General features: G+C 64.5%; 12 protein-coding genes. 8 read left to right on the top strand and 4 right to left on the bottom strand.

The annotated features are described in order from the left end of the window. Positions 1-92: 92 nt before the first annotated feature. Entirely contained in the window at positions 93-479 is a 387-nt protein-coding gene (locus ISS97_RS08535) for a peptidase C13 (RefSeq protein WP_379985256.1), read from the bottom strand. An 81-nt stretch (positions 480-560) separates the two neighbouring features. On the opposite strand from ISS97_RS08535, the gene ISS97_RS08530 reads away from it, so the two are divergent. After that, positions 561-1,409, top strand: coding sequence for an alpha/beta hydrolase (locus ISS97_RS08530; RefSeq protein WP_379985257.1), 849 nt, complete (start codon positions 561-563; stop codon positions 1,407-1,409). 29 nt (positions 1,410-1,438) lie between these two features. On the opposite strand, the gene zapE is transcribed toward ISS97_RS08530, so the two are convergent. Together zapE and ISS97_RS08520 are read right to left on the bottom strand one after the other, a co-directional pair. Beyond that, positions 1,439-2,560 (bottom strand): cell division protein ZapE, encoded by a 1,122-nt coding sequence (gene zapE, locus ISS97_RS08525; RefSeq protein WP_379985258.1) that lies wholly within the window; start codon positions 2,558-2,560, stop codon positions 1,439-1,441. Between the two features lie 22 nt (positions 2,561-2,582). Next, positions 2,583-3,269, bottom strand: a complete 687-nt coding sequence (locus tag ISS97_RS08520; RefSeq protein ID WP_379985259.1) for an alpha/beta hydrolase — start codon at positions 3,267-3,269, stop codon at positions 2,583-2,585. A gap of 57 nt (positions 3,270-3,326) precedes the next feature. Between ISS97_RS08520 and ISS97_RS08515 the strand changes: the two genes are divergently transcribed. The 3 genes from ISS97_RS08515 to ISS97_RS08505 are packed head-to-tail and all read left to right on the top strand — an operon-like array spanning position 3,327 to position 4,563. Continuing rightward, complete coding sequence (locus ISS97_RS08515) at positions 3,327-3,935, top strand: acyl carrier protein phosphodiesterase (protein ID WP_379985260.1); 609 nt, start codon at positions 3,327-3,329, stop codon at positions 3,933-3,935. A 56-nt stretch (positions 3,936-3,991) separates the two neighbouring features. Then, positions 3,992-4,267: a YlcI/YnfO family protein gene (locus tag ISS97_RS08510; RefSeq protein ID WP_379985261.1), complete on the top strand. Its 276-nt coding sequence runs from the start codon at positions 3,992-3,994 to the stop codon at positions 4,265-4,267. Continuing rightward, on the top strand, positions 4,264-4,563 hold the full coding sequence (locus ISS97_RS08505; RefSeq protein ID WP_379985262.1) for a type II toxin-antitoxin system RelE/ParE family toxin: 300 nt from the start codon (positions 4,264-4,266) through the stop codon (positions 4,561-4,563). The genes ISS97_RS08510 and ISS97_RS08505 overlap by 4 nt, the downstream gene beginning before the upstream one ends. 123 nt (positions 4,564-4,686) lie before the next feature. On the opposite strand, the gene ISS97_RS08500 is transcribed toward ISS97_RS08505, so the two are convergent. Further along, positions 4,687-5,208, bottom strand: coding sequence for a c-type cytochrome (locus ISS97_RS08500; RefSeq protein WP_379985264.1), 522 nt, complete (start codon positions 5,206-5,208; stop codon positions 4,687-4,689). Positions 5,209-5,580: 372 nt separating this feature from the next. Here ISS97_RS08500 and ISS97_RS08495 point away from each other — a divergent pair, with 372 nt between their 5' ends. The 4 genes from ISS97_RS08495 (at position 5,581) to ISS97_RS08480 (ending at position 14,182) form a co-directional block, all read left to right on the top strand. Continuing rightward, the gene (locus tag ISS97_RS08495) at positions 5,581-6,837 is read left to right on the top strand and encodes an efflux RND transporter periplasmic adaptor subunit (protein ID WP_379985265.1); all 1,257 of its coding nucleotides are present in this window, start codon (positions 5,581-5,583) and stop codon (positions 6,835-6,837) included. Positions 6,838-7,212: 375 nt separating this feature from the next. Further along, a complete protein-coding gene (locus ISS97_RS08490) occupies positions 7,213-10,458 on the top strand; it encodes an efflux RND transporter permease subunit (protein WP_379985267.1) in 3,246 nt (1,081 codons plus the stop codon). Between the two features lie 214 nt (positions 10,459-10,672). After that, entirely contained in the window at positions 10,673-13,801 is a 3,129-nt protein-coding gene (locus ISS97_RS08485; RefSeq protein WP_379985268.1) for an efflux RND transporter permease subunit, read from the top strand. A gap of 81 nt (positions 13,802-13,882) precedes the next feature. Next, the gene (locus ISS97_RS08480; protein WP_379985269.1) at positions 13,883-14,182 is read left to right on the top strand and encodes a LysM peptidoglycan-binding domain-containing protein; all 300 of its coding nucleotides are present in this window, start codon (positions 13,883-13,885) and stop codon (positions 14,180-14,182) included. Positions 14,183-14,187: the final 5 nt, after the last annotated feature.

The raw sequence follows: 14,187 nt of genomic DNA, 5'->3' as shown, positions 1-14,187 counted from the left end.
TAGCTACGTCTTTACCAGTGTCAGACGTTGGGGTGGTTTTCTACGGGGCCTGTCCTCCAGCCCGGAAGCTCGATCATGGGTTCGCTTCGCATCTAGTGCGTGATCGTGAAATCCACTTCGATCGAATACGGCGCGGGGCTGCTCGGTGGTGCTGGCAGTTTCCAGGTGGCGAAGCGGCTGAGGAGGCAGGTGGCGACGTCGGTGGTGGGGCGGACTTCGACGCGGGTGAGGTTGCCGTCGGGTTGTACGTCGGCGACGAGGGTGAAGGGGGCTTTGTTGGCTTTCGGCAGGGAGCTGATGCAGCCCTTGAGTGCGTCGGTGGTCGGGTTGCCGATTTGGTCCCACAGCTGCTTTTGGTAGGCCGGGCCGGTGGCGCTGGCTTCGGTCAACTTGGCTTGCGTGACGCGCGTTGTGAAGTCGTCGCTGGGGGTATCCGCCGCGGCGGCGGTTAGCAGGGCCAGGATCAGCAGGCTGGACATGGCGGGCTCCGGTCACGGGGAAGGGCGCCACGTTACCAGCATGTGGTGGGTTGACGTGATGCTTCTTGAGGAGGCGGACGTATGTCGCTACGCGTAGGTATATGGATGGCCGCGCTGTTGCTGATCGGTGCCTGGGCGGCGCATGCCTCGGAGCGGCTGACGGTGCCGCGTGCCGACGGCGCGCAGACACCGCTGCAGGTGTATGAGCCGGTCAGCGCAAACGGTTGTCCGCCATTGCTGCTGGTTTCTCACGGCGCGGGTGGTAGCGAAAGCGGCCTGCGTTATGTGGGCGAAGCGATGAGCAAGGACGGCTGGCGTGTGCTGGTGATGGGGCATCGCGAGAGTGGCCTGCCGGTGTTGAAGCAGGACATGCGCAGTGACGGATTCAAGGGTGGTCTCACCGCACTGGTTACCGACGCGCCGGCGTACAAGGCGCGCTTTATGGATGTCGATGCCGCGCTGGCGTGGTCGGAGCAGCGTTGCCATGCATCGTTCAAGGCACTGCTGGGGCACTCGATGGGCGCCATCACGGTGATGCTGGAAGCTGGGGCGCGCAACAAACTGGGGTTGCAGCCGAAAGGCGGTTTCGATGCCTACGTGGCGTTGTCGCAGGAAGGGCCGGGGCCGGTGTTTCCCGATGGCGCATGGGCGCCGATCCGCGCGCCGATGTTGTTGGTCACGGGCACGCGCGATCAAGGGCTGGGCGGCGACTATCGCTGGCGCATGCAGGCGTTTGATGGATTAAGTCCGGGGTGTCGCTGGCTCGCCGTGGTTGATGGCGCGAACCATATGAACTTCGGCGGCGGGCAGTTTGCGGCGGGTGTGCAGCAGAGCACGACGACGCTGGTGGCGGCGTATCTGGATGCCTTGCGGGGTGGTCATTGCGGCACGCCGCCTGTCTTGAGCGGCGTCACCGTGAAGCAGAAATAGTCGCTCCGTAACGAGCTGCTGCGGAATTCTCAATCGGCGCGGTGTTCCGACGCCAGGTATTCCTCGCTCTGCATTTCGATCAGGCGCGATTCGGTGCGGCCGAATTCCGCGCGCAGGCGCTCGCCGTCGTACAGATCGGTAATCGGTGCGGCGGCGGAGAGGATCAGCTTGACGTGACGGTCGTAGAACTCGTCCACCAGCAGCACGAAGCGGCGAGCAGCGTCGTCGGTGTAGATGCTGAATTGCGGCACATTGGAGACGATCACGGCCGGACCGGCCTTGGCGATGGCGATGTAGTCCGCCACCGCGCGCGGGCCTTCGCAGAGTGCATCGAATTCAAACCACAGAATATTGCCGGCCTGCTTGCGCACCGGGATCGGGCGATCGTTGACGATGATTTCGCCGTTCTCGATCACGTCGCCCTGCGCTTGCGTGGTGAAGATGCGCGACAGTGAACGCTCGGCCTCGGCGCTGGGCGGGGTGAAATACACCGGTGCCTGGGTCAGTGCGCGCAGGCGCCAGTCGCGCGAGGAGATCATTTCCACCACGCGGCAGTGCTTTTCGATCAGTGCGATGGCGGGCAGGAAGCGCGCGCGCTGCAGGCCGTCTTTATAGAGATTCGCCGGCTGTGTATTGGAGGTAGTGACCAGGCTCACGCCGCGCGCGAACAGCGCTTCAAGCAGGGTGCCGAGGATCATCGCGTCGCCGATGTCGTTGACCAGGAATTCGTCCAGGCACAGCACGCGGCAGCGCGCGGCGAGGCCATCAGCGACCTCGAGCAGGGGATCCTGTCGTTCGCCGAGCTCGCGCAGGCGCTCGTGCACCTCACCCATGAAGCGGTGGTAGTGCCGGCGCAGTGCGACGCCATGCGGGAGGCTGGCGACGAAGAGGTCCATCAGGAAGGTTTTGCCGCGGCCGACGCTGCCCCACAGATACAGGCCGGGCACGGCTTCACGCGCCTCGTTGCCGAGCAGGGATTTCAGCCGTCCAAACAGACCACCGCCGTTCGAGGCCGGTGTTGCGCACAGGGCGGCGTGCATGCGGTCGAACTCGGGCAGCACGGCGAGCTGGGCCGGGTCGGATTCCCAGCGGTGCGCGGCGACGCCTTCGTGATAGCGCGCGCTGGGCGCGATCGAAAGATCTTCACTCATGAGGGGTAATCGAAGTAATGGCTCAGCTGCGCGGCGGCGGCAGCCAGTCGCGCACGTCGTGCTTGATCGCGCCGCGCAGGTCCATCAGACGGCGATGGAAGAAATGGCCGGTCTCGGGCATGCGCACGAGCTTGGGCGGCTGCGCCAGGCTGTCGATCCAGTCGAACACGGTCTGCGGGTCCACGACTTCATCTTCCTCGCCCATCACCACCAGCCACGGGCAGGTGGGAATGGCGATGGCTTCGAACGACCAGCGGCCGGCGGGCGGCGCGATGCTGATCAGTACATCCGCTTTCAGCGCCACGGCGTTGCGCAGGGTGACGTAGCTGCCGAAGGAGAAACCGGCCAGCCACACCGCGTCGCCGGGGCGCACTTTGCGCACCCATGCGACCACGGCGGCGAGATCGTCGCTCTCACCGATACCGTTGTCGTAGCTGCCTGCCGACTCGCCGGTACCGCGGAAGTTGAAGCGCACCGTGTCCAGCCCGGATTCGCGCAGGCTGCGCTCGACCATGGTCACCACCTTGTTGTGCATGGTGCCGCCCTGCACGGGGTTGGGGTGGCAGATGACAGCCACGCCGCGACGCGCTTCGGCGCGTTCGGCCACGTCAGTCATCGCTTCGAGCTTGCCGGCGGGGCCGCTCAGCGCGAAGCTGGCCTCCTGCTCGGGAAAGGCGCTCGGGTCGTTGGGAAGCTCAGTGGGATTCATGCATAAGATGATAACCGCCGGAACGCATTGCCGCCCGCCAGTGGACTCGGAGGCGCTGTGAACCATCTTGCGCACGCCTTGTTGTCGGGCGATGACGACTGGCTGCGGCTAGGCGGGATGATGGGCGACTTCGTGCATGGGCAGCCGGATCCGGCACAACTGCCGGCGCGGGTGATCGATGGCATCCGCTTGCACCGGGCCATCGACGTGTTCACCGACAGCCATCCTGAAGTGCTCGCGGCCAAGGCGCTATTGCCGGTGCCGTATCGCCGCTACGGCGGCATCCTGATTGATATGTGGTTCGACCATGCGCTGGCGCGCGATTTCGAGCGCTGGGGCGGGCAATCGCTGGAGCGGTTCTCCAGCGAACTGCGCGGCATGTTGCATCGGCATGACGCAATGCTGCCGCCCTTGCTGAGGCGCTTCCGCGGCTACATGGATGCGCACGACCTGCCAGCTGGCTATGCGCAGATAGAAGAAATGGATCTTGCCTTCCAGGGCCTGTCCAGCCGGCTCAAGCGCGAAAATCCCGTGGATAGCGCTGTGCCGGTATTGCTGGCGCACGACGCGCCACTGCAGGCGCATTTCGACGCATTCTTTCCGCAGTTGCAGGATTTTGCGGCGGACTGGGTGGCTCAGCACAGAGCCGGCCCTGTAGCGTCGTAACGGTTTGGGCGAGTGTCGTGCTAGCATGTATAGCAATCGCTACACATGGTGCCGCCATGAAGACCGCCATCATTCCACCGCTACGCGTCGCTCCCGAATTCCGTGAGGAAGTGACGAGCGTGCTTAACGAAGGCGAGAGCTTGTCGGCTTTCACCGAGGCTTCGATCCGGGCCGAAGTTCGCCGCCGCACGCTGCATCGTGAGTTCATCGCGCGCGGTCTGGCTTCCTCCGAGAAGGCGCGCCGCACCGGTCGTTACGCCGATGCCAACGAGGTGATCGATAAGCTCGCCGCCAAGTTGAAGGCCAGCCGCCCACGGAAAGGCCGCGAATGAGTTATCGGGTCCGCTTCACGGAAGAAGCAGAAGACGACCTGGCTCGTTGCTTCGATGCGCTGCTGCTCAAGGACTGGTACGCCGCCGAGCGTGCTTTGGCGGCGATCACTAAAGCCATGGATGTACTGAGGGAATTTCCGTTTGCCTGTCGCAAGGCAGATGCCGCCAATCCCTTCCTGCGCGAGCTGGTGATCAGTTTCGGCGACTCAGGGTATGTCGCGTTGTTCGAGATTGCCGACGACACCACCATCAACATCGTGGCGGTACGTCATCAGCGCGAAGACGATTACCACTGAAACACGATCAGGCGGTGTCCCAGGTGTCCGCGCTTCATTCCAGCCCCCCAGGCGGGGAGAAGGGGCGAACGAAAAACGCCGCCCTATAGGCGGCGTTTTGCTCTAACTGAATTGAAGCGGTGCTTACTTGGCCTGATCGACGATCCAGTGCACCGCGTTCTTCACCTGCTCGTCGGTCAGCGACGGATTGCCGCCCTTGGCCGGCATGAAGTTGCCGTCCGGGCCCTTGTAGCCGTCGGTAGCGTGCTTGACCAGCGTGTCCAGGCCCTGCGCGATGCGCGTGGACCAGGCGCCCTTGTCACCCAGCTTCGGCGCACCGGCGACGCCGGCGGTGTGGCAGCTGTGGCACAGGTTGTCGTAGATGGTCTTACCGTCGGTGGAGCCACCGTAGGCGACCTGCGCGGCAGCGGCCTTGGCGGCGGCTTCGGCGGCGGCCTGCATGGCGGCGCGGCCGGTGTCGCCGGCGTAGACGGCGCTGGCCGGCGCGATGCGCTCGGCTACTTTCTGTGCCGCTTCCGGGTTCACTTCTTTGGGTTCGGCGTCGTAGATCATCCAGGCGCCGCCGATCAGCAGCAGCGTCAGCACACCCAGGCCAGCGATCAGCAACGAGAAGCTGCGCATGAAGCTCTGGTCGGATTTGGTCATGGAACCGCTCACGCAAGTACTCCAGTTCGGTGGATGAACCCGGGGCCTGGACGGGCCGGGTTCAGGCAATAAGCGGCGGATTATAGACGAAGCAGACGACAAGTATCAGGCGTCCGGCGACTCCGCACAGTGGCGTGGAGGGAACCGGCCCGCGGACCAGCGGTCCTTTGCTGCGAATGGCTGTAGAGGCGGTTTTTGCCCGATCGCGCGATAGTGGGCGGCCTCCCTGCCATCGGTCATGCGTTACCCCTGTCAACTGGCATTGTCTAATTTCGTTGATCTGCCCCTATCCTTTCATCCGTCGTACAAGTCTGGCGCGCATGCTGCGCCCGGTGGGGTCGGGTGGCCCGCCTTTGAATCCAGGAGTTTTTCATGTCGCGTTTTTGGAAGATCGCGCTGATCGTTATCGCCGTGATCGTGGTGGGAGCGGTCGGGTTTCGCCTGATGCACAAGCCGGGGGGCAATGCCGACGCGGCGGCCCAGGCCGGTGGCAAGGGGCAGGGCAAGGGTGGCGACGACAAGGACACCCCGCCGGTTCCAGTCACGGTCGAACCTGTGGTCAAGAAGGATGTGCCGGTCTATCTGACCGCACTTGGCACAGTGCAGGCACTTAATACGGTGACGGTGAACCCGCAGGTGTCCGGCCAGCTCATGACCCTGAATTTCACCGAAGGCCAGGAAGTGAAGAAGGGCGATGTGCTGGCGCAGATCGATCCGCGCACCTTCCAGGCCAACTATGAGCAGGCCGTGGCCAAGCGGCAGCAGGATCAGGCGCTGCTGGCCACCGCGCGCGCCAATCTCGAGCGCAGCCAGAATCTGGCGCCGCAGGGTTATATCTCCAAGCAGGACCTGGACACGCTGCGCAATACCGTGGCGCAGTACCAGGCCACAGTGGCGGCCGATGCCGCCGCAATCGATAGCTCCAAGGTGCAGCTGGGCTTCACCAAGGTGGTGTCGCCGGTCGACGGCGTCACCGGTATCCGAGGTGTGGATCCGGGCAACCTGGTCAGCACGACCAGCAGCATCGTCACGATCACCCAGATCCATCCGATCAATGTGATGTTCACCTTGCCGGAGCAGAACCTGGAGATGGTGCGCGGCGCAGCGCGCGGCGGCGATCCGCTGGAGGTCACTGCGCTCGACCGCGTTGACGCGCACCCCATCGCCAGTGGTGGTGTGCTGAGGGTGATCGACAACCAGATCGACACCACCACGGGCACGTTCCGTCTGCGCTCCGAGTTCAGCAACGACAAGAACGATCTGTGGCCGGGCCAGTTCGTCAACGTGCGGCTGAAGGTGCACACGGTCAGCGGCGGCCTGGTGATTCCGTCGCAGGCGGTGCAGCGCGGTCCGGACGGCGATTACGTCTATCAGGTGCAGGCCGACAGCACGGTCAAGATGCAGCCCGTGAAAGTGGCCGGCGAAGTCGGCGACAGCCACGTGATGATCGGCACAGGTCTCAATGTGAACGACCAGGTCGTCACCGAAGGCCAGTTCCGCCTGAAGCCGGGCAGCAAGGTCAAGGCGCTCAAGCCGGGTGAAGTGCCCGCCGCGCCCACGGCCGAGGAATTGCAGAAGGCCGGCAAGAAAGGCGGCCAGGGTGGCGGTCGCCGCGGTGGCAGTAACTAAGTCGAACGCCCGGGCAGCAGGCGCCTAACTGCGTCGCTGCCCGGTATCACGCGCAACGCATAGACGTGTCTGCGCTCTAGTACTCAACGGACGGCTTTGGAGCCTGTTTAGTGTCTTTGAATGGCCCGCGCCGGAATCTGTTTGCCCGCAGGGCAAGGAAGAACGAGTGAATGTATGTCGATACATGATCGAGTGATGACGCAGCCATGGGGGCAAACAGATCCGGCCCGGAGGGTTGCCATCGAATGGCCGCCAGGCGGCAGCGCGCGGCTTGGCCTGGCAGCCAGCCAGGCGCTGCGCCACACACTACCGCCTGCCAGCCATTCGATGGCAACGCGGGCTATTCAAAGACACTAAACAGGCTCCTAAGTACCCATGGGATTCTCGACGCTATTCATTCGCCGGCCGATCGCCACTTCGTTGTTGATGGTGGCGGTGCTGTTGCTCGGCATCCTGGGCTACCGCCAGCTGCCGGTGTCGGCGCTGCCGGAAATCGATGCGCCCAGCCTGGTGGTCACCACCCAGTATCCGGGTGCCAGCGCCTCGACCATGGCGGCGCTGATCACCACGCCGCTGGAGCGCAACTTCGGCCAGATCTCCGGCCTGTCGATGATGACCTCGGACTCGTCCGCAGGCCTTTCCACCATCGTGCTGCAGTTCGCGATGGACCGCGACATCGACATTGCCGCGCAGGATGTGCAAGCCGCGATCAGCCAGGCCAAGGGCACGCTGCCGAACAACCTGCCGTATCCGCCGGTGTACAACCGCGTGAATCCGGCCGACGCGCCGATCCTCACGCTCAAGCTCACCTCCGACACGCTGCCGCTGCGCGACATCAACAACATCGCCGACTCGATCCTGGCGCAGAAGCTGTCGCAGGTGCAGGGCGTGGGCCTGGTGTCGATCGCCGGCAACGTGCGCCCGGCCGTGCGCATCCAGGTGAATCCGGCGCAGCTGTCCAACCTCGGCCTGACCATGGAGGACGTGCGCAGCGCGCTCACCCAGGCCAACGTGAACGCGCCCAAGGGCACGCTCAACGGCAAGACCCAGAGTTACAGCATCGGCACCAACGATCAGCTGGTCGATGCGGCTGAGTACAAGAACACCATCATCAGCTACAAGAACGGCGCGCCGGTGCGTCTCTCTGACGTGTCGCGCGTGATCGACGGGGTCGAGAACGACCAGCTCGCCGCGTGGGCCAACGGCAAGCCGGCGGTGCTGCTCGACGTGCGCCGCCAGCCGGGCGCCAACATCGTGCAGACGGTGGAGCACATCCGCGGCATCCTGCCGGAGTTGCGCAGCGTGCTGCCGGCCGACGTGCATCTGGATGTGTTCGCCGACCGCACCATTACCATCCGCGCCTCGGTCGAGGACGTGCAGTTCACCCTGATCCTCACCATCTTCCTGGTGGTGGCGGTGATCTTCGTATTCCTGCGCCGCCTGTGGGCCACCATCATTCCGTCGGTGGCGGTGCCGCTGTCGCTGATGGGCACCTTCGGCGTGATGGCCTTCACCGGCATGTCGCTGGACAACCTTTCGCTGATGGCGCTCACCGTCGCCACCGGCTTCGTGGTGGACGATGCGATCGTGATGATCGAAAACATCGTGCGCTACATCGAGCAAGGCAAGGACGGCAAGGAAGCGGCCGAGATCGGCGCCAAGGAAATCGGCTTCACCGTGCTGTCGTTGACGGTGTCGCTGATCGCGGTGTTCCTGCCGCTGCTGCTGATGCCCGGCGTCACCGGCCGCCTGTTCCATGAGTTCGCGTGGGTGCTGACCATCGCCGTCGCGATCTCGATGCTGGTCTCGCTGACCCTGACGCCGATGATGTGCGCCTACCTGCTCAAGGCCGACGCCTTGCCGGAAGGCGACGACGCGCACGAGCGCCACGCCGCCGCCGGCAAGCGCACGGTGTGGTCGCGCACGGTGGATCTGTACGACCGCACGCTGGGCTGGGTGCTGAATCATCAGCGCATCACCATGATGGTCGCGGCGATCACCGTGGTGGTCACCATCTTCCTGTACATCGTGATTCCGAAGGGCCTGCTGCCCGAGCAGGACACCGGCCTGATCACCGGCGTGGTGCAGGCGGACCAGAACGTCGCCTTCCCGCAGATGGAACAGCGCACCCAGGCCGTTGCCGAGGCGCTGCGCAAGGACAAGGCGGTGACCGGTGTGGCGGCCTTCATCGGCGCCGGCTCGATCAACCCGACGTTGAACCAGGGCCAGCTCAGTATCGTGCTGAAGGATCGCGGCGAGCGCGGCGGCCTGGATGAAATTCTGCCGCGCCTGCAGCACGCGGTCGCCGATATTCCGGGCGTGGCGCTGTACCTCAAGCCGGTGCAGGACGTGACCCTGGACAGCCGTGTCGCCGCCACCGAATACCAGTACTCGCTGTCCACGGTGAGTTCCACCGAGCTCGCCGGCTACGCCACCCAGATGACTCAGGCGATGCGCCAGCGGCCCGAACTGGCCGACGTGGACAACAACCTCGCCGATAGCGGCAATGCGCTGAAGCTCACCATCGATCGCGAGAAGGCCAGCCGTTTCGGCGTGCCGGTGCAGACCATCGATGACACGTTGTACGACGCCTTCGGCCAGCGCCAGATCTCCACTATCTTCACCCAGCTCAACCAGTACCGCGTGGTGCTGGAAGTGGCGCCGGAATTCCGCACCAGCCAGGATCTGCTCAACAAGCTCACCGTGCGCGGCAACGGCAACGGCGCGCTGACCGGCAGCAATGCGACCAGCTTCGGCCAGCTCACCTCGAGCAACTCGGCGACACCGGCGGGTATCGGCAATACCGGCAACGTCGGCTTCCAGGTCGGCGGCGGTGGCACGATTCCGATCGCCTCGCTCGCCAGTGCGGAAATGACCAACGCGCCGCTGGTGGTCAGCCATCAGCAGCAGCTGCCGGCGGTGACGCTGTCGTTCAACGTGGCGCAGGGCTACTCGCTGTCGGATGCGGTCAGTGCCATCCACGAAGTCGAGAAACAGCTCAATTTCCCGGCGCAGGTGCGTGGCCAGTTCATCGGCAAGGCGGCGGAGTTCTCCTCCTCGCTGGGCGATGAAGTGCTGTTGCTGCTCGCCGCCATCGTGGTGATCTACATCGTGCTGGGCGTGCTGTACGAGAGCTACATCCACCCGCTCACGATCATCTCCACCCTGCCGCCGGCCGGTGTGGGTGCGTTGCTGGCGCTGATCCTGTGCGGCATGAGCCTGTCGGTGGACGGCATCGTGGGCATCGTGCTGCTGATCGGTATCGTGAAGAAGAACGCGATCATGATGATCGACTTCGCCATCGAGGCGCAGCGCACCGGCATGAACGCGGCCGACGCGATCCGCCGTGCCTGCCTGTTGCGCTTCCGCCCGATCATGATGACCACCGCGGCCGCCATGCTGGGTGCGTTGCCGCTGGCGCTGGGCAACGGCATTGGCGCCGAGCTGCGCCGTCCGCTGGGTGTCTCCATCGTGGGCGGCCTGCTGCTGTCGCAGCTGGTCACGCTGTACACCACGCCAGTGATCTATCTGTACATGGAGCGCTTCTCCGAATGGCTACGGGTGCGCCGCGAACGGCGTGCGCTGGAGCGCGCCGCTACCGGTAACGGCGCCGCGGCGTAATGCGACGACGACCGGGCAGCGCGCCGGGCGTGCGATATCCAGGGGGCGGGGCCGCAAGGTCCCGCCCCTTTCGGCGTCCTGAGATGGCCATTTGCGGGGCCATCGCCGGTATCGATCTGAATCAACCTCATCCCCTCTGGTGCGTTGAAGCAGTGATTCCCTGCTTCACGCTCCCTGCGCGCAGCCCAGGTTGCCAACGGACTACGCTTAGCTCATGAACATCTCCGGCCCGTTCATCCGCCGCCCGATCGGCACCTCGCTACTCGCCATGGGCGTGTTCGTGCTGGGCCTGATCTGCTACTCGCTGCTCGGCGTGGCGGCACTGCCGAACATGCAGTTCCCGGTGATCTTCGTGCAGGCCAGCCAGTCCGGCGCCAGCGCGCAGACCATGGCCTCCACCGTGGCCGCGCCGCTGGAGCGCCACCTTGGCCAGGTGCCGGGCATCGACACGCTGCGCTCGTCCAGCTCGCTGGGCCAGACCCAGGTGTTCATGATGTTCAACACCGGCCGCGACCTGGATGCCGCCGCGCGTGACGTGCAGGCCGCGATCAACGCGGCGCAGACCGATCTGCCCTCGGGCCTCAACAGTCCGCCGAGCTATCAGAAGGCCAACCCCAACGACGATCCGATCATCGCTTTCGCGCTTACTTCGGACACGCAGTCCAAGCGCGATCTGTTCGATGTCGCCGACTCCATCCTGGCGCAACGGTTGCGCCAGCTTGAAGGCGTGTCGTCGGTGGATATCCAGGGTGCCGCTACGCCGGCGATCCGCGTGGACGTGAACCTGCGTTCGCTCAGCGCGATGGGCCTGTCGCCCGATCAGCTGCGCAATGCGCTCACCGCGGCCAACGTCACCTCGCCGCAGGGTTTCCTCTCCGACGGCAAGACCACCACCACCGTCACCGCCAACGACTCGCTGCACACCGCCGAGGATTTCGCGCAACTGGTGATCGCCTCGCGTAATGGCACGCCGGTGCGCCTGTCCGATGTGGCCAAGGTGTACGACGGTACGCAGGACGCCTATCAGGCCGCCTGGTTCGACGGTAAGCCTGCGATCCTGATGTATGTGTACCGGCAGTCCAACGCCAACATCATCGCCACCGTCGACCGGGTGAAAGCCGAAGTGCCGGTGCTGCGCGGATACCTGCAGCCGGGTACCACGCTCACGCCTTACTTCGACGGCACGCCGACCATCCGCGCCTCGCTGCATGAAGTGCAGGCGACCTTGCTGATCAGTCTGCTGATGGTGATGCTCACCATGGCGCTGTTCCTGCGCCGCCTGGCGCCCACGCTGATCGCCACCGCCGCGGTGCCGCTGTCGCTGGCCGGTGCGGCGGTCGCCATGTACGTGCTCGGCTTCACCCTCAACAACCTCACCTTGCTGGCGCTGGTGATTTCGATCGGCTTCGTGGTGGACGACGCCATTGTGGTGATCGAAAACATCGTGCGCCATATCGATCAAGGCATGACGCGCATGGATGCCGCGCTGGCCGGCGCGCGCGAGATCGGTTTCACCATCGTCTCGATCACCGCCTCGCTGGTGGCGGTGTTCCTGCCGCTGCTATTCATGGGCGGTATCACCGGCATGTTCTTCAAGGAGTTCACGCTGACCCTGGTGGCGGCCATCGTGGTGTCGGCCCTGGTCTCGCTCACGCTTACCTCGTCGCTGTGCGGACATTTCCTGCAAGGGCACGAGAATGACAAACCGACCACACGCCTGGGGCATGCGCTTGAAGCCTTCCAGGCCGGCATGTTGAAGGTCTACACCAAGGCGCTGGATTTCTCGCTGCGCCACGTACTGGTCTTCGCGTTGTCGCCGCTCGCTTTGATCGTGGCCACGGTGTTCCTGTTTGGCACGGTGAAAACCAGCCTGTTCCCGCAGCAGGACACCGGTCTGATCCGCGGTCGTGCCACCTCCGGCGCCACCGTCTCTTTCCAGGATTCGGTGGCGCGCCAGCAGCGTCTGATCGACATGCTGCTGAAGGATCCGGATGTGGCGACCGTCGGTTCGCGCCTGGGCAGCAGCCGCCAGGGTGCGGCCGGCTCTTTCGACATCGAGCTGCGGACCCACGCGCAGGGTCGCAAAGGTGACACCTTCGCCGTGTTGTCGCGCCTGAGCGCCAAGGCGGCGCGCTATCCCGATCTCAACGTGCGCCTGCGCCCCATCCAGGATCTGCCCAGTTTCGGCGGCGGCGGTACCAGCCAGGGTGCGCAGTACCAGGTGTCATTGCAGGGCGACAGTTCGGACGAGCTGCAGGAATGGTTGCCCAAGCTGGTGACCGAGCTGAAGAAGAATCCCAAGCTTCGCGACGTCGGCAGCGATATCGACGATGCCGGCCTGCAACAGAACATCGTGATCGACCGCGACAAGGCGGCGCGCCTGGGCGTATCCATCGGCACGATTGACGGTGCCTTGTACGACTCGTTCGGGCAGCGCTCGGTGGGCGTGATCTATTCCGATCTCAACCAGTACCGCGTGGTGATCAACGCGCTGCCCAACCAGACCGCCACGCCCGAATCGATCAACCAGATCTACGTGCGCAACAACAGCGGGCAGATGGTGCCGCTGTCGTCCTTCGCGCGGCAGGAACCCGGGCTGGCACCCACTCAGGTGCAGCACCAGGATCAGTACACCACGATGAGCCTGAGCTTCAATCTCGCACCGGGCGTGACCATGGGCGAGGCGTTGCCGATCATCCAGAACACCGCGAGCAGTATGCGTCTGCCGGGCGACATCCGCATCAACCTGGGCGGCGATTTCCGGCGCTTCCAGCAGTCGCAGAGCGGCATGCTGTGGCTGCTGCTGGGTGCCATCGTCACTGTCTACATCGTGCTCGGCATGCTGTATGAAAGCCTGATCCACCCGGTCACCATTCTGTCCACCTTGCCGGCGGCGGGTGTGGGCGCGTTGCTGGCGCTGTGGCTGAGCGGCACCGAGCTTTCGATCATTGCGCAGATCGCGCTGGTGCTGCTGATCGGCATCGTCAAGAAGAACGCGATCATGATGATCGACTTCGCCCTGGTGGCGCAGCGCGAACATGGCAAGCCGCCGCTTGAAGCCGCGCGCGAGGCGTGCATCGTGCGCTTCCGCCCGATCATGATGACCACCATGGTGGCGATCCTCGCCGCGCTGCCCATCGCCATCGGCCTGGGCGAAGGCTCCGAGCTGCGCCGTCCGCTGGGTATTGCCATGATTGGTGGCCTGATCTTCTCGCAGAGCCTGACCCTGCTCAGCACGCCTGCTTTGTACGTGATCTTCTCCTGCCTCTCGGCGCGCTGGAGCAGCTGGCGCGCCCGTCATCGCACAGCGCGCCGCGTGCAGCCGGCGTTGCCCCGGGCCTGAACCCGCACCCTGGCGGCATCACAACTCGTTAACCATCGAGCCGGAACACTGATTATCCCTTTCGGGACGGAGGAGTGTTCGATGGGCAATGAAACGGGCAAGCCCGATTTCTCAAACGTACAGAGCGATGTCAAATCCACGGCGCCCGACGCGCCCAAGGCTGACTTCAGCAACGTGGAGAGCAAGGTCGTTTCGACCGCGCCAGATGCGCCAGAGCAGACCTACACGGTCCAGTCCGGCGACAACCTTTCCAAGATCGCCAAACAGTTCTACGGCAATGCCAACGACTGGCACCAGATTTTCGATGCCAATCGCGATCAGCTGGACAACCCCGACCGGATCAAGCCCGGTCAGGTGCTGAAAATTCCCGCCAAGGCCTGAGGAGG

Origin of the sequence: Dyella koreensis (assembly GCF_044904565.1) — a bacterium.
In the GTDB taxonomy this organism is placed as follows: Bacteria; Pseudomonadota; Gammaproteobacteria; order Xanthomonadales; family Rhodanobacteraceae; genus Dyella_D; species Dyella_D koreensis.
This window is presented reverse-complemented; position numbering and strand designations above follow the sequence as displayed.

Coding starts and splice junctions, on each gene's coding strand:
- ISS97_RS08535 (WP_379985256.1), bottom strand. CDS start 479: ATGTCCAGCCTGCTGATCCTGGCCCTGCTAACCGCCGCCGCGGCGGAT.
- ISS97_RS08530 (WP_379985257.1), top strand. CDS start 561: ATGTCGCTACGCGTAGGTATATGGATGGCCGCGCTGTTGCTGATCGGT.
- zapE (WP_379985258.1), bottom strand. CDS start 2,560: ATGAGTGAAGATCTTTCGATCGCGCCCAGCGCGCGCTATCACGAAGGC.
- ISS97_RS08520 (WP_379985259.1), bottom strand. CDS start 3,269: ATGAATCCCACTGAGCTTCCCAACGACCCGAGCGCCTTTCCCGAGCAG.
- ISS97_RS08510 (WP_379985261.1), top strand. CDS start 3,992: ATGAAGACCGCCATCATTCCACCGCTACGCGTCGCTCCCGAATTCCGT.
- ISS97_RS08505 (WP_379985262.1), top strand. CDS start 4,264: ATGAGTTATCGGGTCCGCTTCACGGAAGAAGCAGAAGACGACCTGGCT.
- ISS97_RS08500 (WP_379985264.1), bottom strand. CDS start 5,208: ATGACCAAATCCGACCAGAGCTTCATGCGCAGCTTCTCGTTGCTGATC.
- ISS97_RS08495 (WP_379985265.1), top strand. CDS start 5,581: ATGTCGCGTTTTTGGAAGATCGCGCTGATCGTTATCGCCGTGATCGTG.
- ISS97_RS08490 (WP_379985267.1), top strand. CDS start 7,213: ATGGGATTCTCGACGCTATTCATTCGCCGGCCGATCGCCACTTCGTTG.
- ISS97_RS08485 (WP_379985268.1), top strand. CDS start 10,673: ATGAACATCTCCGGCCCGTTCATCCGCCGCCCGATCGGCACCTCGCTA.
- ISS97_RS08480 (WP_379985269.1), top strand. CDS start 13,883: ATGGGCAATGAAACGGGCAAGCCCGATTTCTCAAACGTACAGAGCGAT.